This window comes from Embleya sp. NPDC020886, from assembly GCF_044333915.1.
GTDB lineage: Bacteria > Actinomycetota > Actinomycetes > Streptomycetales > Streptomycetaceae > Embleya.
The window spans coordinates 449,970-468,602 of sequence record NZ_JBIRRX010000007.1 but is presented as its reverse complement, the minus strand read 5'-3'; the positions used below and the strand labels follow the sequence as shown (position 1 = coordinate 468,602).

At 70.6% G+C, this 18,633-nt stretch carries 17 protein-coding genes; 6 read left to right on the top strand and 11 right to left on the bottom strand.

Annotated elements, in window-relative coordinates:
• Window positions 1–778 (top strand): carbohydrate-binding protein (locus ACH4U8_RS26105; protein WP_395780543.1); only part of this gene is annotated, 778 nt, incomplete at its 5' end.
• A gap of 106 nt (window positions 779–884) precedes the next feature.
• Window positions 885–1,445 carry a MepB family protein gene (locus ACH4U8_RS26100; protein ID WP_379989992.1) on the top strand — a complete coding sequence of 187 codons (561 nt, stop codon included), beginning with the start codon at window positions 885–887 and terminating at the stop codon, window positions 1,443–1,445.
• Between the two features lie 30 nt (window positions 1,446–1,475).
• On the opposite strand, the gene ACH4U8_RS26095 is transcribed toward ACH4U8_RS26100, so the two are convergent.
• From ACH4U8_RS26095 to ACH4U8_RS26065, 7 genes are all read right to left on the bottom strand, one after another.
• Window positions 1,476–1,958 carry an SRPBCC family protein gene (locus ACH4U8_RS26095; protein ID WP_395780541.1) on the bottom strand — a complete coding sequence of 161 codons (483 nt, stop codon included), beginning with the start codon at window positions 1,956–1,958 and terminating at the stop codon, window positions 1,476–1,478.
• 286 nt (window positions 1,959–2,244) lie between these two features.
• A complete protein-coding gene (locus tag ACH4U8_RS26090; protein ID WP_395780539.1) occupies window positions 2,245–2,958 on the bottom strand; it encodes a hypothetical protein in 714 nt (237 codons plus the stop codon).
• An 855-nt stretch (window positions 2,959–3,813) separates the two neighbouring features.
• Window positions 3,814–4,281: a hypothetical protein gene (locus ACH4U8_RS26085; protein WP_379989996.1), complete on the bottom strand. Its 468-nt coding sequence runs from the start codon at window positions 4,279–4,281 to the stop codon at window positions 3,814–3,816.
• A 113-nt stretch (window positions 4,282–4,394) separates the two neighbouring features.
• Complete coding sequence (locus tag ACH4U8_RS26080; RefSeq protein ID WP_395780537.1) at window positions 4,395–5,984, bottom strand: hypothetical protein; 1,590 nt, start codon at window positions 5,982–5,984, stop codon at window positions 4,395–4,397.
• A gap of 378 nt (window positions 5,985–6,362) precedes the next feature.
• Window positions 6,363–7,745: an MFS transporter gene (locus tag ACH4U8_RS26075; RefSeq protein ID WP_395780569.1), complete on the bottom strand. Its 1,383-nt coding sequence runs from the start codon at window positions 7,743–7,745 to the stop codon at window positions 6,363–6,365.
• Window positions 7,746–7,950: 205 nt separating this feature from the next.
• Entirely contained in the window at window positions 7,951–8,313 is a 363-nt protein-coding gene (locus ACH4U8_RS26070) for a MarR family winged helix-turn-helix transcriptional regulator (RefSeq protein WP_395780567.1), read from the bottom strand.
• Between the two features lie 233 nt (window positions 8,314–8,546).
• A complete protein-coding gene (locus tag ACH4U8_RS26065; protein ID WP_395780565.1) occupies window positions 8,547–9,557 on the bottom strand; it encodes an NADP-dependent oxidoreductase in 1,011 nt (336 codons plus the stop codon).
• A 112-nt stretch (window positions 9,558–9,669) separates the two neighbouring features.
• Between ACH4U8_RS26065 and ACH4U8_RS26060 the strand changes: the two genes are divergently transcribed.
• Entirely contained in the window at window positions 9,670–10,296 is a 627-nt protein-coding gene (locus ACH4U8_RS26060) for a TetR/AcrR family transcriptional regulator (RefSeq protein WP_395780535.1), read from the top strand.
• A gap of 55 nt (window positions 10,297–10,351) precedes the next feature.
• Here the strand turns inward: ACH4U8_RS26060 and ACH4U8_RS26055 are convergent, their stop codons facing one another.
• From ACH4U8_RS26055 to ACH4U8_RS26045, 3 genes are all read right to left on the bottom strand, one after another.
• A complete protein-coding gene (locus ACH4U8_RS26055) occupies window positions 10,352–10,714 on the bottom strand; it encodes a cupin domain-containing protein (protein WP_360323156.1) in 363 nt (120 codons plus the stop codon).
• A 500-nt stretch (window positions 10,715–11,214) separates the two neighbouring features.
• On the bottom strand, window positions 11,215–13,023 hold the full coding sequence (locus ACH4U8_RS26050) for a hypothetical protein (RefSeq protein ID WP_395780533.1): 1,809 nt from the start codon (window positions 13,021–13,023) through the stop codon (window positions 11,215–11,217).
• A 468-nt stretch (window positions 13,024–13,491) separates the two neighbouring features.
• Window positions 13,492–14,115 (bottom strand): RraA family protein, encoded by a 624-nt coding sequence (locus ACH4U8_RS26045; protein WP_395780531.1) that lies wholly within the window; start codon window positions 14,113–14,115, stop codon window positions 13,492–13,494.
• Window positions 14,116–14,331: 216 nt separating this feature from the next.
• Between ACH4U8_RS26045 and ACH4U8_RS26040 the strand changes: the two genes are divergently transcribed.
• Entirely contained in the window at window positions 14,332–15,039 is a 708-nt protein-coding gene (locus ACH4U8_RS26040) for a DUF1524 domain-containing protein (protein WP_395780529.1), read from the top strand.
• A gap of 116 nt (window positions 15,040–15,155) precedes the next feature.
• Here ACH4U8_RS26040 and ACH4U8_RS26035 read toward each other — a convergent pair whose 3' ends face one another.
• Entirely contained in the window at window positions 15,156–15,677 is a 522-nt protein-coding gene (locus tag ACH4U8_RS26035; RefSeq protein ID WP_395780527.1) for a GbsR/MarR family transcriptional regulator, read from the bottom strand.
• 56 nt (window positions 15,678–15,733) lie between these two features.
• Between ACH4U8_RS26035 and ACH4U8_RS26030 the strand changes: the two genes are divergently transcribed.
• Both ACH4U8_RS26030 and ACH4U8_RS26025 read left to right on the top strand, forming a co-directional pair.
• Window positions 15,734–16,672, top strand: a complete 939-nt coding sequence (locus tag ACH4U8_RS26030; RefSeq protein WP_360323129.1) for an ABC transporter ATP-binding protein — start codon at window positions 15,734–15,736, stop codon at window positions 16,670–16,672.
• Window positions 16,669–18,324, top strand: coding sequence for an ABC transporter permease (locus ACH4U8_RS26025; RefSeq protein WP_395780525.1), 1,656 nt, complete (start codon window positions 16,669–16,671; stop codon window positions 18,322–18,324). Before ACH4U8_RS26030 ends, ACH4U8_RS26025 begins: the two co-directional genes overlap by 4 nt.
• Window positions 18,325–18,633 lie beyond the last annotated feature (309 nt).

Sequence of the window (18,633 nt, the reverse complement as noted above, 5' to 3'; positions counted from 1 at the left end):
GGCACCGATGAAGGCCTACTGGGACAGCCTCAACCTGCGTCCCGAGGAGAACGTCGAGGGCCAGGGCCGCTCCGACGACTACTCCTTCCAACAGGCAGGCATCCCCACCTCCGGCTACGCGGCCGGCGCCGACGCGATCAAGACCTCGGCACAGGCCACCAAGTGGGGCGGCCAGGCCAACGCCTCGTACGACTCCTGCTACCACTCCGCGTGCGACACCACCGCCAACATCAGCGCCACGGTGCTCAACCGCAGCGCCGACGGTGTCGCCTACACCATCTGGAAGACCGCGGTCGGCGGCACCACCCCCGGCCCGGACTTCTCCGTCTCCACCGTCCCGTCCGCCGGTACCATCCAGGTCGGCGGCCAGGGCACCGCGACGGTGAACACCACCACCGTGAGCGGCGCGGCGCAGACCCTGACGCTCTCCTCCAGTGGAGCCCCGAGCGGCGTCGTGGTGACCATCAACCCGACGACCGTCCTGTCCGGCAACACGGCCACCGCAACCATCACGGTCGCGGCGAACACCGCCCCGGGCACGTACCCGATCACCATCACGGGCACCGGGTCGGTCGTGCACTCGACCACGTACACCCTGACCGTCGGTGACGGCCCGAGCGGCTGCTCCGCGCCCGCGTGGAACGCGAACTCGGTCTACACCAACGGCAGTGTGGTCTCTTACCAGGGCCACACCTACCGCGCCAAGTGGTGGACCCAGGGCGAAGTCCCCGGAACCACCGGTCAGTGGGGAGTGTGGGTCGACCTCGGCGCCTGCTGAGTCGAACCGCACGTAAGTTGGTCCCCGACTTCCCCGATTGTGATGCCCGGTAGGCCGCAGGTTGGCCTACCGGGCATCACACCGTGCGGGCCGGCAGGATGCCGGAATGACCGTGAACCACGACCGTCCCGGCGTCCCCGGGAGCGGGCCCGCCCCTTGGCCGGCGTCGCTTCCCGCCGACCTGCTCGCGGCGAAGGCCCTGGTCTACGACCCGAACGGGTTCGTGTGCTCGACGCCGGTGGGCGAGCCGGAGAGCGCGGAGTACGGGGCCCACGTGTTCACCGTCGACGGCGCCGAGGTGCACTTCCGGATCGCCAGGACGACACCGACCAAGGTCGGCCAATTCGTCACCCTGTGGCGACGCTCGGCCGCCGGCCCGATCGCGCCGCTGACCGCCGAGGGCTCGCTCGATCTGGCGGTGATCAGCTCCCGACAGGGCGAAAACTTCGGGCAGTTCGTCTTCCCGAGGGAGGTGCTGCGCGAACGAGGCATCCTCTCGGTGCACGGCGCGGGCGGCAAGCGCGGCTTCCGCGTCTATCCGCCGTGGGTGAGCACGAGCAACCGGCAGGCCGACCGGACCCGGGCCTGGCAGCTCGACCACTTCCTCGCCATCCCGCCGGACCCGGCCCGCTGCCGGGCGCTGTACCACCGACCCGACGCGCGGTAGTCGTCCCCGGCCCGAGCCGCGGCTGCCCGGTCAGGGAGCTCCACCACACGCGGCCCGAAGCCGGAGCAACGTCGTACGCATGCCGTGGCGATTACGCGCGGCACGCTGCGCGGGCGGGGTCCCGGTGAAGACCAGCCCGAGCACCTCGGCGACCCGACGCCGCCACCCGTCCCGCCGCCGATCGTTCCAGTACTCGGTGACCAAGGTCTCCGTCCCCTCCTCGGCCGGCGTCAGGCGGTATCCCCAACGGGCAATCGGCAGCCCGAACGAAGTGACATCGAACGCGAACTCCCGCCCCGGCTCGGCAACCACAACCCGACACGTGGTGAACCAAACCCACGGGCCCCGCCGGTTGAACCCGACGAAGTCCCGGCCCCGCAGCCAAATCCCGAATACCTCCGGACTCCACTCCTTCATCCGCCGCACATCGGCGACCACCGCATAGACCGCCGCCGCCGGCAGCGGCACGACCAACGACTCCTCGACCTCCCACACCCGCCCACCAGCCGCCACCGACCCACCCCCACGCCCCTGAAACCCCATACCCACCACGCTAACCCGCCCACGCCGGAAACCCCCACGCGTGTGGGGACTTCCCCGCGACGACCTCCTCCGAAGCCGAACCACCCGGCCGGTTACTTCGCCGGCCGCCTCGAAAATCTGGCGTATTGGCATCCACGAACCGTTTTCGGACAGGCGGCTCACCGAGCAGGCACCTCCTGCCGCGTGCGCCATGCCGGCAGGTCGGGGCCACGCGCACGACGTCGGGCTCATCCCCGTGTCGGAACACGGCCGAGGTTCACAGGGCGTTCTCGGCACACACCAGATAGCCGTCGTAGGAGAGCCAGCCGGAGTGTGTCTTCCTGGAATCACCCGGGCAGTAGTTGACGTTGCTGTTGCCCGGCAGCAGGCCGGTGATCTTCATGATGTAGGTGTAATCCTTCGGCACCGTCGTGGCGTTGCAGTCCCACAGCGTGCTCAGATTCGCCTGCATCGAGTCGCCTGCCTTCGTCGCCAGGAAGCACTGGCCCGCGCGAAACCGCCGTTCCAGGCACAACTTGACGAGAGAGCCGTCATCGTTGGTGTGGCTCCAGAAGGTGCGTCCTCGCCCCGACGCCGCGCAGGTCGCGTCATCCCGCGTGGAGGCCACGTACATATACGCGTCGGCTGCGCTGCAACTGACGACGTACGGTGCGTTTCGATTCCACTCGAGACCGCTGTAGTAGGCGCTGACGCAATCTCCGGTGCGTACGACCGCGAAAGCCTTGTCGAGCGGGTCGGGAGTACGGGACGGCGACGGCGAGTAGGACGGACCGGGGTAGTTGGAAGCGCCCGTGGACGGCGTCGCCGGCACTGTCGGGACGGCGTACGGAGGAAGGCTGTAGTACGGGGTTCCGGGAGGTTCGTACGGTTCGTCACGCGTGTCGCGCCCCAACAGGTCCAGGTCGGGGTCGGCCAGCACCACCCAAGCGGTGACGCCCAACCCGGCCAGGACGAGGACGGCGGCGATCACCGCGGTCAGGATCGCCGCGTGCGACCAGCCCCGTGGGGTGTTCGGCAACGGGGTTGGGGCTGACGCCGGGGGCTTTCGGGTCGCGCCGGCCGCGTCCGGTGCTGCCGGCGGGAACGGTGGTTCCCGGTCCGCTCCCGGGGACCGCTCAGGGGGTTGGCCCTGCACCCATTCCTGCCGCTCCGCGTCCCATCGACTGGCGCCCCCTGCGGCGCGGGATCGGCGGCGTGGAACGCCCGGCACCGGGGCCGGGGTCGACGTCGTCCGTGGCGTATCGGCCGCCTCGCGTGCTGTCGGCACGGTTGGCGTTGTCGGCGGGAACGACGGTTCCCGGTCCGGCTTCGGAGGCGGCCCGTGGCGTGGGCCCACCGCCGATTGTTGCCGCTCCGCCTCCTGCCGCCGCGCGTCGTCCGCAGCGGGCGACCGGCCGTCCGGAGGGTCCGACGCCGAGGCCGACGCCGTCCGCCCCGTCTCAGGCGCATCCGGTGGCGTCGACCCGGGCGGCGGCACGAGCGGCGCCGCCGCCGGTGGCGGGAACGGTGGCTCCCGGTCCGGCCCCGAGGGCTGCCCGGAGTACGGTCCCTCCACCCACGCCTGCCGCTCCTCGTCCCACCGACTCACGCCGTCCCCGGCACCCGACCGGCCGTCCGGAGGGTCCGGCGCCGGGGCCGACGCCGTCCGTCCCGCGTCAACCCCATCCGGTGGCGTCGACGGCGTCGGCACCGTCGGCGGCACTCGCGGCATCGGCGGCACCGGCGGGAACCGTGCTTCCCCCTCCGGCCCCGCAGCCCCCTCGGAGCCTGGGCCCTCCACCCACTCCTGCCGCTCCGCGTCCCACCGGCTCACGCCGTTCACCCCTCACCCCAGCATCTGGGTGATCGATTCCACGACGGCGAGCGCCGACGCCAGCCCACCGGCCACCGTGCCTCCGCCGGTCAGCAGCATCCGCAACCGCTCCAGGCGATGGCGTTCCGTTTGCCCGCCGTTCGCGATCTCGCCCTCGATGGCCGCCAGTTGCCCGGCAACCTCGTCGATTCCGTCGTCCTGCGTACGAGCGAGCAACGGCAGTTGTGAGCGCAACACCTCCAGCGAACCGACCAGTTCCGGCGACGCCGAGATCAACCGGCGCGAGGCGTCCACGGCTCTCGCCTCCCACCCGGCCGCCACCGCGCCACCCGCCATCGTCCCGACGCTGACCCCGGACGACGACGGCGGTACGGACGGGCGCGGGACGTCCGTGCCCGCCGATGCCTCCCAGGAGCCCACCCGCTCGGACCGGTCCTCGGCGGTGGCCCGGTAGCCGCCGGCAACGGCCCCGCCGGTCATCCGCCCGATGGAAACGCCGCCTCCGGCATCGACAGGCCGGGCCGCCTCCGCCACGGCCTCGGGAACCACCGGTTCCTCGGCCCCCGCACGCTCTCGATCGTTCGGCTCGGCCGTCACTTCGCGTCACTCCCCACCACGTGCCGGGCCTTGGCCCCGCTGCCGACTGCCAACGCTCCGCCGCTCATGGAGCCGATGAACACGCTGCCCTCGCTCACCTGCACGACCTGCTGATCGAATTGGTCCGACTCGTAGCCCTGGTCGGCGAGCGCGTCCCGCACCCCGCCGGCGATCCGGTCCTGGATGGTCTTCACGTACCGGCTGATGTCCATCTCCTGGAAGAGCGAGACCTCCCCGGTACTGCCCAACTCCCGCACCGAGGTCTCGGGGGCGTCCGGCAGCGCGCGCTCCGGGTCCGCCAGCCAGGTCCCGAACACCGCGAGCACGGTGCTCGCCAGGGAGAGGCCGGCGGCGAACCCGGCGGAGGGGGCGGTCAGAACGGCCCGTACCACGTCTCGGGCCGCGCCGTCCCAGGTGCGACCGGCGACCACGTCGGCCGCCCGGTATTCCGGTTTCACCGGGGTGAGCACGTGCGGCACGACCTCCAGGACCAGCATTCCGCCCTGGGTGTGGACCCGCACCAGCACGGTCACCCCGACCTGTTCGTCCCGGCCGCCGACCCGGATCCGCAGGAAGTGACGTCGCGCCTCGCCGCCCTCGTCCACCGCGTCGTGCAGATGTTGCTCGACGGTCTGCCGGTCGTAGGGAATCTCGACGCGCGGCGCCCCCACCGGCAGATAGACGAACTCCTCGATCTCCAGATCCCTGAGCCGATCGCGGCTGGTGGCCGTCGCCGAATCCCGCAACGCTTCGATCCGGGGCCTGATCAGCTCGATGACCCGGGCACCGGTGAGCGGGCCCAGACCCGGCTCCGCCGAGGCACGCCGCTTCAGGTCCAGCGCGAACGACCAAGGCTCGTAAGGGAGTCCCACTCCGATGAAGGGGCGCAGCGGGTCGTAGATGGTCAGCGCCGCGTACTGCTCGCGATCCAGGGACTCGCCGATCCGGCGATAGTGGGCGTTCGAGGGCAGCGCGGCACGCGGCAGGCCACCGAAGGCACCGCGCGCCAACTCCCGGCGCATCACGCCCGTGACATGGGCGCGGTGTTCCCAGATCGGCAGCGTGAGCAGCAACGGGAAGGCCACCGCAGGCCAGTGGCTCTCCGGTGCGAGAACGAGACCCAACAGGGCGAGGACCCAGTAGGCCACCGCCAGCAACCGAACGCCGAGCGGGATCAGCGTCATGATCCGGCCGCGCTGCCCCGGCACGGCCTTGCGCAGCGTGGTCCGGTCCACGGCGTACACACCGCGCCCGACGCTCCGCCGCGTGCTCCACAGCAGGAAGCACAACACGGCGTAACCGATTGCCCCCGCCATCGGCATACTCGGCAAGGAATCCCCGCTGAGGTAGTCGAAGACGATGAACGCCACCCAGAGGAACAGCAGCGTGACGCCGGTCTGCGCCTCGCGGCGACGGGCCCGCAACGCATACGCGAGGACCGGTACGACGTCGACGCCCAGCGACGGCGCGACCGGTCGTTCCTCGTGCCGCACCAGGTGTTCGATCACGGCGCCGCGAAAGTCGTTGTCGAGATACGCGCCGGCGCAGAGCAGCCGGGTGGCCTCGCTGTGGGAACGGCGCGGCACGGGACCTGTCATTTCCCCCCGATCGACGGGTCGGACAAGGTGGGTTCGCGGAACGCCGGGGAGGTCGTTCGATGGCCGACGTCATGGGGCGATGGGCGGACACGCCGATCGACGGCAACGGGATGATGCCATCCGGTCGCGCTCCGCAACCCATTCTGAGGCACCGCGGCATGGTCCATCCACCGGATCGCCGGATTGCCGGCGGTTCCCCCGACCTCTACCGCCGGCCCGCTCCGCCACGCCGGTGCTGCCAGGCCGGTGCCGCCGGACTCCGCCCTGTGCGACCGCGCAAGCCGGCGGAGGCCGGGGCCGGGGCGGTTCCAAAGCCATGGTCAAGTCCCGCCGACCACAACAGCGCCGTCCCTTCCGGCGAGCCGGTCATCGGCTCGACCGGGCCTGGTTCGGGGCTGCGGTCGGGTTGGTCTCGGGCGAGCGTCGGCGGGCGAGGGCAAGGCCGGTCATAGCCGTGATCGCCATCGCGGCGATGCCGACCAGCGCTGCCTTGGTGTAGGCGCCGTCGTTCGGGAAGAGATGGTCGGTGTCGGTGCCGGCGGCCAGGATCAGGCCGCCCATGGCGCTGCCCAGGGAGTACCCGACGCTACGGACGACATAGTTGAAGCTCATGGCGCTCGACGTCTCGCTCTTGGGGGTGACGGCCAGGATGACGCCCGGCATGGCAGCCGAGAAGCTGCCGACTCCGAAACCCAGCACGCCCATTGCCACGAACAGTTCGGCCAGGTTCGACCGGGCCGCCGCAAAGAGGACGAACCCGCCACCGACGACGACGGCGCTGCCGGCCAGGAGCAAGGGGGCGTCGACCCGTTCGCGCACCCGAGGCGTGAGCTTGCCGGCGACGAACCCCAGCACGGAGAACGGGACCAGGACCAGCCCGGCGACGAAGGTGGTCAGCCCGAAGCCGTAGCCGGCGCTGTGCGGCGTCTGCGCGTATCGGGTGATGAGCGTGAGCAGGAGGTACATGCCGAACCCGCCGACGAACATGGCGATGTTCGCCCCGGCGACCGCCGGGTGCCGCATCGCCCGGACATCGACCAGGGGTGTCTTGCTACGCAGTTCGGAGGCGATCCAGATGCAGAGCAGGAGCACGGCAACGACGGCGAGGACCACCGCCACGGCGAGGTGACGGCTCCACAGACTCGTCTCGCTTGCGAGGAACAGGACGAGGAACAGAGCACCTGCCAGGACGAGCGCGCCCGTTGCGTTCACGTGCGCGGAACGGCCTTCGGGAGCCGCGGGGATGGCGCGCCATGCGGCCAGGAAGGCGATGGCGGTGACGAACAGACCGAGGCCGTAGGCGGCCCGCACCCCGCCGAACTCGGCAAGCAGCCCGGCGAGCGGGTAGCCGACGCCGGCCCCGATGATCGAGACCACCGAGATCAGGGCGATCGTGGCCGCGCTGCGCCCTTCGGGGAGATGGTCGCGGGCCACGCCCATCATCAGCGCCGTCAGACCGAGCCCGACGCCTTGGGCCGCCCTGCCGACGAGCAGCCACCCGAACGGCAGCGGCAGCACGGTGAGCGCGCTGCCGGCGACGACGACCGCCAGCGTGGCCAAAATCGTGCCTCGTCGGTGTGGGCCGGCTCCGAGCCGGCCGAGGACGGGCGTGGCGACGGCGCCGCTCAGCAGCGAGATGGTCAGCGTCCACTGCGCGCTGTCGAGCGAGACGTGGAACGTGGTCGCCACGCTGGTGATGAGCGGCGTGCCCAGGCTGCCGACCGCCGCCACGACCAGGGCGATGAACATCAGGGAGGGGACCAGCAGCCGCGCCTCGGAGTGCTCCGGGGTAGTGCTCACCGGCTGGTCCCGGTCGTGATGTGGTCGAACAGGCCGGGTCGAATGCGGGTCCGGACCCCTCCCGCCCACGGCTCGTCCGGCTCGGCGACCATCTCCCATATCCGCCCGAGGCCTCCGTCGGAGTTCCCGGCGACCCCGCCGACCGACCACCCCGTCACTGCCTCGACCCTTCTCGGTCCAAGCTTTCGAGCTCCGCCAGATGCAGCAGCGCCGGAAGGGCTGCCACCAAGGCCTCGACTTCGTCGTCGGCGAGTTCGTCGATCAACTGCGCATACGCATCGACGCCCGCCTGGCGCCGCGCCCGAACGTAGGACGCGCCGGCCGCGGTCAGGCACACCAGCGTGACCCGCCGGTCGGACGGGTCGCCTCTCCGCTCGACCAGCCCGGATTCCTCCATCACCCGAACCAGGACGGTCATCGCGGGCTGGGTGACACCCTCGCTCACGGCCAGATCGGTGATTCGTCGTGGGCCGGTCCTGTCCAGGGTGGCCAGGGTGGCAGCGGACGTGAGGCTCAGGTCTCGCGGAAGACGCCTCACGGCCCTGGTGGCCAGCCCGTAGAGGGCCGACCCGACGGCAGTGGAATCGCGACGGGTTTCGTCTTGAAGGCTCACACTCGAAGCATAGCACTTTTATATGAATACTTTATGCATCTGCGATCCGGGCCCGACCCCGGTCTCCCGCACTCGGTGCGGGAGACCGGCCGGAACCGCGTGCGTTGATGTCCGCGCCGGCAATGGGCGGCTGCCTGTCAGGCGACGGTGAGCACGATCTTGCCCCGGATGTGACCTCGGGCGGCGCGTTCGTGCGCGGCTCGGGCGTCCGCGAGAGCGAACGTGCTGTCGATCGCGACGCGGACCGCGCCCGTGTCGAGCAGGCGCGCCGATTCGGCAAGCTGCGCGCCGTTCGAGCGGACCTGGGTGCCCGAGACCGTGACGCCCAGCTTCGCGATCTCTTCGTCGTCGTATTCGCCGAAGAACACGGGGAACAGGGCGCCGCCGCGCTTGAGCGTACGCAGGAAGCGGCTGCTCTCACGGCCACCGACGGCATCCACGACCAGGTCGACGTCGTGCACGAGGTCCTCCGCACGGTTCCCGGTGTAGTCGATGAACTCGTCGGCGCCCAGCTCGCGCAGGAATGCTTCATGCCCGCCCGATGCCACCGCGATCACCCGTGCGCCCCGCCACTTCGCCAGTTGCACTGCGAAGTGACCCACGCCGCCCGCCGCGCCGTTGACGAGCACCGTCGTGCCGGCGCCGAGTGCCACCGGCCGATGCCGCGCCGCCTGGAAGGGCGACGGGTGATCGTGTCCGAGCTCGATCAGGAACTGCCACGCCGTCAGCAGAGACATGGGCGCCCCCGCGGCGTGCACGTGATCGATGCCGGCCGGCTTGCGTGCCAGGTCCGACGCCGGCGCGGCCACGTACTCGGCATACGCCCTGCCGTCGAAGCTGGGGAAGCGAAGGAGACCGAAAACCTCGTCACCGATGGAGAAGCCCTCCACGTCCGTGGCTACGGCCGCGACGACGCCCGACACATCCGTCCCCGGCGTCACCGGCAGGTCGAACTCCGGCCTGGTCTCCGGAGGGATGTCGCTCAGCCCGTCGCGCAGGTACCAGTCCGGAGGATTGACGCCGACCGCGTGCACGCGCACGAGCACCTCGCCCGGCCCCGGCTCGGGCATCGGCACCTCGTCGTAACGCAGAACCTCGGGACCGCCGTGCTCATGCAGCCGGATCGCCCGCATCGTGTGCGTCGACATCGTTCTCCCCTTGCCCGCACTGCGGGATAGACTTATTCGGATCAGCGATCCAGATAAGTGGACCACTGATCCGAATATATGGACCACTGATCCGGATAGTCAAGAGGGACGGATGCGAGCCGACGCCAGGAAGAACCGCGACCACCTGCTCGCAGTGGCGGGCACCGCCATCGCCGAGCAAGGCGTCGACGTGTCACTGCGCGACATCGCCCGCCGGGCCGATGTCGGACTCGCCACCCTGCTGCGGCACTTCCCGACGCGCGAGGCGCTGCTCGAGGCCCTGCTCCGCACGAGCTTCGACGAACTGACGGCTCAGGCAGGCGAACTCGAAACGTCGAACTCTCCCGAAGACGCCCTCGTCTCGTGGCTACGCGACTGCGTCGCGTGGACCACCGAGTATCGGGGCGTGACCGTACTGATGGCAGCCGCCATCCAGGACAGCGAATCCGCTCTCCACGCTTCGTGCGTCACCCTGCGCGCCGCCGGCGCGCTGCTCCTCACCCGGGCCCAGGCCGCCGGCACGGCGCGAAGCGACCTCGACGGCACCGACCTGTTCGCGCTGGTGGCGGCACTCGCGTGGCTCGGCGATCAACCCTCCCTCGCACCACGGGCCGACCACCTCTTCGAGGTGATCGCAAGCGCGATTCTGAGCACCGCAAAAAACGGCGACGCCGAGGAGGAGTACTCGGCAACGACGCCTCGAATCCCCGGACTTGCCATCACCGACCTCGACACATGACGTCACTTCGGGCAGATTCGGTGCATCACCACGAGAATCGCGCGTCCCGGACGGGCTATCGCTTGGCGTAGTCGCCGAAGCCGGCCCAGTCGAGCACCACGCACGGTTCGTCGCCGACGACCCACGCGTCGTGTCCGGGCGGGCAGACCATCAGGTCTCCGGCGCCGAATTCCAGTTCCTCACCGTCGTCCATGACGATGTGCATCCGTCCCGACAACGTCAAGCCGACGTGCGACGCCTGACAACTGTCGGTCCCGGCGATCGGCTTCACGTGCTTCGACCAACGCCAGCCCGGCTCGAACGTACCCCGACCCACGGGAATGGCATCCAGCGCGACCAGGTCGACCTTGCCCATGCCCGCTTCGAACGGGCGTGTCTCCTCGGGCGACGCGAAATTCTTACGGACGAGACCAGCCATGATCTCCTCCTCAAGTCCGGAGGCATCGATCACGGCCGAGTGTCGAACGGTCGGCCGTCGACGCCTCGAAAACGACGTACAAACCCCCGCACTCTCCACGCTACGTCCGTCCGGCGGCCCGGTCGACCTTTGCGCAGGGCCCGCTCCGCTCCGGAAACAGCGCCCCGTCGTCGGTTCCGAGGGAACCGCGCCCGCCCGCACCTCGAAGCGGGTGCGGCCGCCCCCGGTCACACCGAGGGGCGGCCTGATTGCGCCCGTTGAGCCGATCCGCGCCTGCGCGCCTCCGTCGGCCGGACCCCGGAGTGCGGGTCGATCCCGGCGTGCTCGCGTATCGAGGTGCCGCGCACTCGCCTCGGCCGTTCGCAGCGCGGTGACTCCGGTCGTCGATCGCGTCGCCGTCGCTACGGACGAGCCGAGGCATCACCCGTGATCGATGGCCGCCGGTCGATCGTCCGCGCCTGGTTGTCCGTCTTCATGAGCCGTCCGCTCCCCGGGTCCGGTCAGGAACCCTTTGTCAGGTGTCCCCGGATCCCCACATCTCCCCTGAGCGTCGTGTTTCCGGAGACGGCCAGGTCCTGTTGGACGACCGCTTCGCCGCGCACGTTCACGTTGCCCGACACGGCCAGGTTCTGATTGACGAGCGTGTTGCCACGGGCGTTCAGTTTTCCCGAGACCGTGAGGTCCTCGACGGTCATGCCTCCCGTTAGGGCGGTCTTTCCCGCGACGGTCAGGTTCTTCCGAAAGAGCACGTCACCGTGGACGTTCAGGTCGCTGGTGAGGTAGGCGATGCCGTTGATCTGCAGGTCGGGACCGTCGACGTGGAGTTTGCTCTTGGCGTTCAGCTCGCCTCTGACATCCAGTCGACCGTGCGACACCAGGCCGAACGGTTGATCCTGGGTGGTCTCCAGCAGCGGGTTCCCCGCCTGGTCGTAGACCGACACCGGTCCATGGGTGGTGAGTTTCCCGTTCACCCGCGCCTGCCCGGCGATCAACTCGTTCACGACGGCCTCACCGGCGACGAGTTGCTCACGAACGTTGGCCCGGGCGGCTGTCAACTCGCTCAGATCGACCTTGCCTGCCGAGAGCTGACCGGTCACGTCGATCCGACCGGAGACCACGTGCGTCACGTTCGCCTTGGCCGCGGTGAGTTGCGTACTCACGTCCACCTGATCCGAGACCAGGTGCGTCACATTCCCCTTCACCGCAGTGAGTTGCGTACTCACGTCCACCTGATCCGAGACCAGGTGCGTCACATTCCCCTTCACCGCGGTGAGTTGCGTACTCACGTCCACCTGATCCGAGACCAGGTGCGTCACATTCCCCTTCACCGCAGTGAGTTGCGTACTCACATCCGCCTGATCGGCAACCAGATGCGTCACCGTCGCCTTGGCGGCCGAGATGGTGCCGGGTTTGTTGGACTCGTTGTCGATCCGTGCGCCTTCCTTGGTGAAGGTGATCTGGCCTTCGTTCTTCGTGCCTCGGACCAACGGGGTGTGCACCCCGAGGTTGGCGGTGACGCGTTCGAATTCGGGGCTGAGCAGGTGGACCGTCGTGGTGAGGACGTATGCCGGTTGCTGTGGGTCGGCGGGTTTGGCCGTCAGGGTGTAGGTGGCGTCGCGTTTCGGTCCCGTGCCCGGTTTCGGGGACCACTGCCAGTCGATCGTGCCCGGCGCGCGGGTGACGGTTTCCGGGGGGCCGTCCGGACCCTGGATCGTGTAGGCGAGGCTGCCGGGTCCGTCCCACCGCAGGACGACCTTGTTGCCGTCGTCGACGAGGGTCCTCTCGGGGCGGAAGTTGATCGGGATCTGCGGGGCCTTCTTCAGCACTCCCAGGACGAGGCCGCGCCTGTCCTTCGGCTGGTTGCCCTCGCCACCCGAGGCGACCTCGGTGATCTTCAGCCGGGCCAGGCCCTCCGCCTCGGAGACGGGGAAGTTCTTCAGCGTCAGAACCAGGGACCTGAAGTCGACCATGTCGACTCCTCCGGGGAATTGCGCCCGGAAGGCGCCTTGCCCCTGGTCCCACTTGAACGTCGGCGTCTCTCCGAAGTCGAACGGATCGTGCTCGATGCCCGGCACGATCTTCGTACGGTCCGGCGTCAGGTCACCCGCGCCGTTGCCGACAGGCACTTCGATGTCGATGAACGACCAGGACACCCAGTTCGAACTGGCGTTGGAGACGATCACGTACACCGTTCCCACCGCCGGTGTCCCCGCCCGGGCCAACAAAGGAATGGGATCCGTGACGATCTCGTAGTTCAGTAACACGGTCGAGCCTCCCTGTTTCGGCGTTCCCGCGATGCGGGCGAACACGCGCGACGACCCCGCGGGCCGGGTGTGACAGGAGCGGCCGCCGGCGGCCGCGGCGGATCGCCGAATCGAGCGACACCCCAACCGCGGCGACCGAGGACACGGGGCGGCGGGCGTACCGAAAATGTTCCGGGTGGACGGGAACCCGAACGGCGTCGACCCCACGATGCAACAGGCACCCGCCGCCGGATCGCCGTCGCGGCGCGCCCGTCCTTGCACGCCCTCGACCGACCACCGAACCCGACCTCGCGAACGCCCGACGCACGACCCCGCCCCACCCCCGAACAGCGCCCCCCACCCGGCCCCACACCGGACGACACCACCGCGCTACCGGAATCCCTCTCCCACCGCCCGCCCCCGAAAACACGGCCGCCACATCCACGACACCAACGCGACACGGCCCGCGACACGCCACGCTTCCGGTGGTCGATGGCGCGCTTGTGTCGGAAGTCGTGCACGAGGGTGGGCCGTTCAGCCCTCGAAGCCGCGCTCGGCCAAAAGCGCCTCGATCCGGGCCCGGTGCGCCGCCTCCCACGTGTCGAGCGATTCGTCGGCCTCCTGCGCCGACCTCGTCCGGGCGTCCCGGAGTACCTGCTCGCGACGCGCGCCGGGTACGACCACCACGCCCTCCTCGTCGGCCACCACCACGTCGCCGGCCTCGACCCACACCCCGCCGCACCGTACGCGCCCGCCGAACGGCTCGACGGCCTGCTTCGTCCCCGGAATCGGGATGACGCCCCGCGCGAACACCGGAAAGCCCATCGCGCGCACCTCGCCGAGATCCCGGATCAGCCCGTCCGCCACGAACGCGGCGATCCCGCGACGTTGCGCGACGGCACACACGTTGCCACCGGCCAACGCGTGGTCCACGTCGCCCGATTCGACCACGACGACCGAACCGGGCTCGGCGCGGTGGATGGCCGCGTGCAACATCAGGTTGTCCCCCGGCGCACACCGCACGGTGAACGCCGGGCCGGCGACGCGCGGCATCGAGGGCCACAGCGGATGGATGCCGATGTCCATCACCTGGGCGCGGCCGAGCAGATCGGCGAGGGTGGTCGGCGAGATGTCCGCGAACCCGGCGACGTCGCCCATGGTGATCCCTTCGTTCGCACCGGCGGCCGGCGGCCGGCCGCCCTCGACGGCGGCGAGACTATCGAAGCCGCGCGCCGGTCGTCCGGAGCGGACCTACCGGCGAATGGCCATATCAGGGCCACTCTTTCGAGTGGAACAACCGCCGCGTTGCCAATCTTGAGCAGGCAAATCGCTACAACAAGAGCGGACCTGACACGGCGACTCTGGGGCAAAGCGATGACGTACACGGGAATCACGGCCGGACGACGCACGGCCGCGCTGGTGGTGGCGGCGACAAGCGTGGGTGCGCTGCTGTTCGCCCCGGCGACGAGCGCGGCGGCGCGGACGACGGGGGCGACGGGGGTCACCGAGGTCGGCGTGCAAACTCCGCTCCGGGATGCGATCGCGGCGCTGCGGGTGGCCGACGAGGATCGCGCCGGCTACGACCGGGACGCGTTCCGGCACTGGATCGACGCCGACAAGGACGGGTGTTCGACGCGCGCGGAGGTACTCATCGAGGAGGCCGTCATGCCGCCCGAGATCGGCGCCAAGTGCGCGCTAACGGGCGGGCGTTGGTACTCGTACTACGAGGATGCCTACGTCGACAACGCGTCCGGGCTGGACATCGACCACATGGTGCCGCTGGCCGAGGCGTGGGACTCCGGCGCGTCCGCGTGGACGCCCAAGCAGCGTGAGCAGTACGCGAACGATCTGGACCAGCCTCGGGCGCTGGTCGCGGTGACGGCCAAGTACAACCGCTCGAAGTCCGACCAGGACCCGGGCACTTGGCTGCCGCCGTACGAGGGGGCTCGGTGTACGTACCTGACGGACTGGGTGACGGTGAAGACCAAGTACGACTTGACGGTCGATGCCACCGAACTCGCGACGCTGGAGCGGCTGGGCGCGCAGTGTCCGAACGTGCCGATTTCGCCCGGCACGCGGTAGCGGCCTCTCGGCGGGCCGCGCCCGTGGCTCGTCTCGGCCTCGAACGCCGGCCGGGCCGGGGGTCGGCCGACCCTGTCCTCAAGCGCCGGACCGGCCGAGGCGAACCGGCCTTCGGCCTACCCCTGGCGGTTTCGCCAGCGTTCCATGATCTCGACGATTTCCGACTGGAGGAAGGCGAAGAATTCGGCGGATTCCTGGGCTCGGAGGCCGGCGGGGGTGTCCGGGCCCAGGGCGGTCGCGCCCTCGCGGAGGATGACCTCGAAGCGGGACAGGAGCTTGTCCCGCTCGCCGTAGGTCTCGTACCAGAGTTCGTCGTGCAGCCGGTAGCGGTCCCGACGCGAGCCGGGCTCGCGTTCGCGGTGGACCATCCGCACCTGGGACAGGTAGGCGATCGCCGACGACACCGCGGCCGGGCTGATCTGCAACGACTGGGCGAGTTCGGCGGACGTCATGCTCGCCGAGTCGGCCGCCAGCAGCGCGGCGAACACCCGCGCGGCCATCCGCTGCATGCCGGCATCGGCCAATTCGCTCGCGAAGCGTTCGATGTACCGAGCGACCTCGGCCTCGTTGCGCGCCGGCCCGTCGTCTCGCATTCGGGTCCCCTTCCGCTCGGGCTCTTCCGAGCATCGTCCAGCCATGATTCTTGACTTTTCCGAACTTCACAAGTTCCTGAAAGAAGCGTATGTTCTGAAACATGAACACGGCGATCAGCGTCACCGGTCTGCACAAGTCCTTCGGGCGCACCCATGCCCTCGACGGCCTCGACCTGCACGTCACGGCCGGTGAGGTACACGGCTTCCTCGGACCCAACGGGGCCGGGAAGTCCACCACCATCCGCGTCCTGCTCGGCCTGATCCGCGCCGATCGCGGCGACGTCAGCCTCCTGGGCGGCAACCCGTGGCGCGACGCCGTGGCCCTGCATCGCCGAGTCGCCTACGTCCCCGGCGACGTCACCCTGTGGCGCAACCTCAGCGGCGGCGAGGTGATCGACCTGTACGGCAAGCTGCGCGGCGGCCTGGATCCGGCCCGGCGCGCCGACCTGCTGGCCCGGTTCGAACTCGACCCGACCAAGAAGGGCCGTGCCTACTCCAAGGGCAACCGGCAGAAGGTGGCCCTGGTCGCCGCGTTCGCCTCCGACGTGGACCTGCTGATCCTGGACGAGCCCACGTCGGGTCTGGACCCGCTGATGGAGGACGTGTTCCGGGACTGCGTGCGCGAGGAGCGCGAGCGCGGTCGCACCGTACTGCTGTCCAGCCACATCCTGGCCGAGGTCGAGGCGCTGTGCGATCGGGTCAGCATCATCCGCAACGGCCGCACCGTCGAGTCGGGTTCGCTGGCCGAACTGCGGCACCTGAGTCGGACCACGGTCCGCGCCGAACTGCGCGGTCCCGGCGACGGCCTGGCCGACCTCCCGGGCGTGCACGACGTGACGGCGAGCAACGGCCACGTCGTGCTCCAGGTGGACAACGACCATCTGGACCCGGTGCTGCGCAAACTCGCCGAGATCGGCGTACGCGGCCTGGCCGGCAGCCCACCCACGCTGGAGGAACTCTTCCTGCGGCACTACCGCACCCGGGACACGGACGGCGGCACCGGCAACAACACCGACACCGCGGCGGTGGCCGCGCGATGACCACCACCGCCCTCCCGCTGCCTCGCGGCGCCGCCCCGGGCGGCCCCCGCCACCTCGCCGGCATCGGCACCCTGATCCGCCTCGCGCTGCGCCGCGACCGGGTGCTGCTCCCGGTCTGGGTGCTGGCCCTGGCCGGCACCGTCTCCAGCGTCGAACGCTCCCTGGAGGGCCTGTACGGCACCACCGCCGAACGCGCCGACCTGGCCGGGGACATGAACGCCAACGGCTCGCTCCGGGCCCTGTACGGCGCCGTGTTCGGCGACTCGTACGGCGCCCTCACCGCGTGGCGGATCGGCGGCTACGCGGCGCTGTTGGCCGGCCTGATGAGCCTGATCATCGTGATCCGGCACTCCCGCGAGGAGGAGGAGACCGGCCGCCAGGAGGCCCTGTCGGCGGCGATGGTGGGCCGCCGGGCCCCGCTCACCGCGGCGCTGACCACTGCCACGCTGGCCAATGCGCTGCTCCTGGTGCTGTGCACGGCGATCCTGCTCGGCGCGGGCCAACCGGCGGCCGGCTCCCTCGCGTTCGGCCTCGCCGTCGCGCTGTCCGGCCTGGTGTTCGCCGCCGTCGCCGCGGTGACCGCGCAGCTCACCGAGAACGCCCGCCTGGCCAAGGGCATCGCCGGCGCCGTCCTGGGCGCCGCGTTCGTGCTGCGCGCCTCGGGCGACGCGGCCCGGGCGGCGGCCTCGGCGGGCAGCCATCCGCTGGTGTGGGCCTCGCCGTTGGGCTGGGCCGAGAACGTGCGGCCGTTCGCGGGCGACCGCTGGTGGGTGCTGGTCCTGCCGGTCGGCCTGATCGCCGGCTGCGTCGCACTCGCCTACACCCTCGCTGACCGGCGCGACCTGGGCGCCGGCTTCGTGCGACCACGCCCGGGGCCGGCACACGCACCCGCGTCGCTGGCCGGCGCGTACGGCCTGGCCTGGCGGCTGCAACGCGGCACGCTGTGCGCCTGGGCGGTCGGCTTCGCCCTGGCCGGCGCGGTGTTCGGCGGAATCGCCGACGGCGCGCAGGACATCGTCGGCGACAACACCGGGACCCGCGACCTGATCCGCCGGATGGGCGGCCATGTGGCGCTGACCGACGCGTTCCTGTCCACGATGGTGGGCATGCTCGGCCTGATCTGCGCGGTGTTCGGCGCCGGTGCCGTGTTGCGGCTGCGCGACGAGGAGACGAACGGCCGGGCCGAACCGCTGTTGGCGAACACCGTCGGCCGATTGCGCTGGGCGGGCGGGCACCTGCTGATCGCGTACGCCGGCCCGGTGCTGATCCTGGCCGCCGGCGGTCTCGCGATGGGCCTGGCGTACGGGCTCACCGTCGGGGACGTGTCCGGCGAGCTGCCGCGCATCCTGCTCGCCGCGCTGGCCCAACTCCCCGCCGTGTGGGTGCTGGTCGGGCTTGCCGTACTGGTCGTCGGCGCGCTGCCGAGGCTCGCCGCGGCGGTGTGGGGTCTGGTCGGGCTGGTGATCGCGCTCGGCTGGGTGGGGCCGGCGCTCAAGCTGCCGCAGGCGGTGCTGGACGTGTCGCCGTTCGGCCACCTGCCGAAGTTGCCCGGCGCCGACGTCACGGCCACGCCGTATCCGTGGCTGCTCGCCCTGGCCCTCGCGCTGCCGGCCGCGGGCCTGTTCGCACTGCGCGAGCGCGACCTGGACTGAGCCCGGGCCACGCCCTCCCGGGCCGGCCACGAACCCCGACCCGACCCCGCGCACCCGGGGCCGGCCACGAACTCGCACATGTACCCGGAGACCAACCCGGGCCCGCGCTCCACCCGGGCCCTCACGAACCGGGCCCGGACTCGAACCCGGGTCCGAACCCGGATCCGGACTCGAACCCGGATCCGGGCCCCGGCGGCCGAGACTCTCCTCAAGTCTCGGCCGCCGGCTCCACGTTCGGCCCGGTCGCAGGCGCCGCCTCCCGCACGGCCGGGCGCCACATTCGGCCGCCCTCGGCAGCACGCCCCGCCC

Excerpts from the sequence above, each read along its gene's own strand:
- ACH4U8_RS26035 (WP_395780527.1), bottom strand. The coding sequence starts at position 15,677 with ATGGCTGGACGATGCTCGGAAGAGCCCGAGCGGAAGGGGACCCGAATG.
- ACH4U8_RS26100 (WP_379989992.1), top strand. The coding sequence starts at position 885 with ATGACCGTGAACCACGACCGTCCCGGCGTCCCCGGGAGCGGGCCCGCC.
- ACH4U8_RS26045 (WP_395780531.1), bottom strand. The coding sequence starts at position 14,115 with ATGGGCGACGTCGCCGGGTTCGCGGACATCTCGCCGACCACCCTCGCC.
- ACH4U8_RS26085 (WP_379989996.1), bottom strand. The coding sequence starts at position 4,281 with ATGACCGGCGGGGCCGTTGCCGGCGGCTACCGGGCCACCGCCGAGGAC.
- ACH4U8_RS26060 (WP_395780535.1), top strand. The coding sequence starts at position 9,670 with ATGCGAGCCGACGCCAGGAAGAACCGCGACCACCTGCTCGCAGTGGCG.
- ACH4U8_RS26075 (WP_395780569.1), bottom strand. The coding sequence starts at position 7,745 with ATGTTCATCGCCCTGGTCGTGGCGGCGGTCGGCAGCCTGGGCACGCCG.
- ACH4U8_RS26040 (WP_395780529.1), top strand. The coding sequence starts at position 14,332 with ATGACGTACACGGGAATCACGGCCGGACGACGCACGGCCGCGCTGGTG.
- ACH4U8_RS26030 (WP_360323129.1), top strand. The coding sequence starts at position 15,734 with ATGAACACGGCGATCAGCGTCACCGGTCTGCACAAGTCCTTCGGGCGC.
- ACH4U8_RS26025 (WP_395780525.1), top strand. The coding sequence starts at position 16,669 with ATGACCACCACCGCCCTCCCGCTGCCTCGCGGCGCCGCCCCGGGCGGC.
- ACH4U8_RS26055 (WP_360323156.1), bottom strand. The coding sequence starts at position 10,714 with ATGGCTGGTCTCGTCCGTAAGAATTTCGCGTCGCCCGAGGAGACACGC.
- ACH4U8_RS26065 (WP_395780565.1), bottom strand. The coding sequence starts at position 9,557 with ATGTCGACGCACACGATGCGGGCGATCCGGCTGCATGAGCACGGCGGT.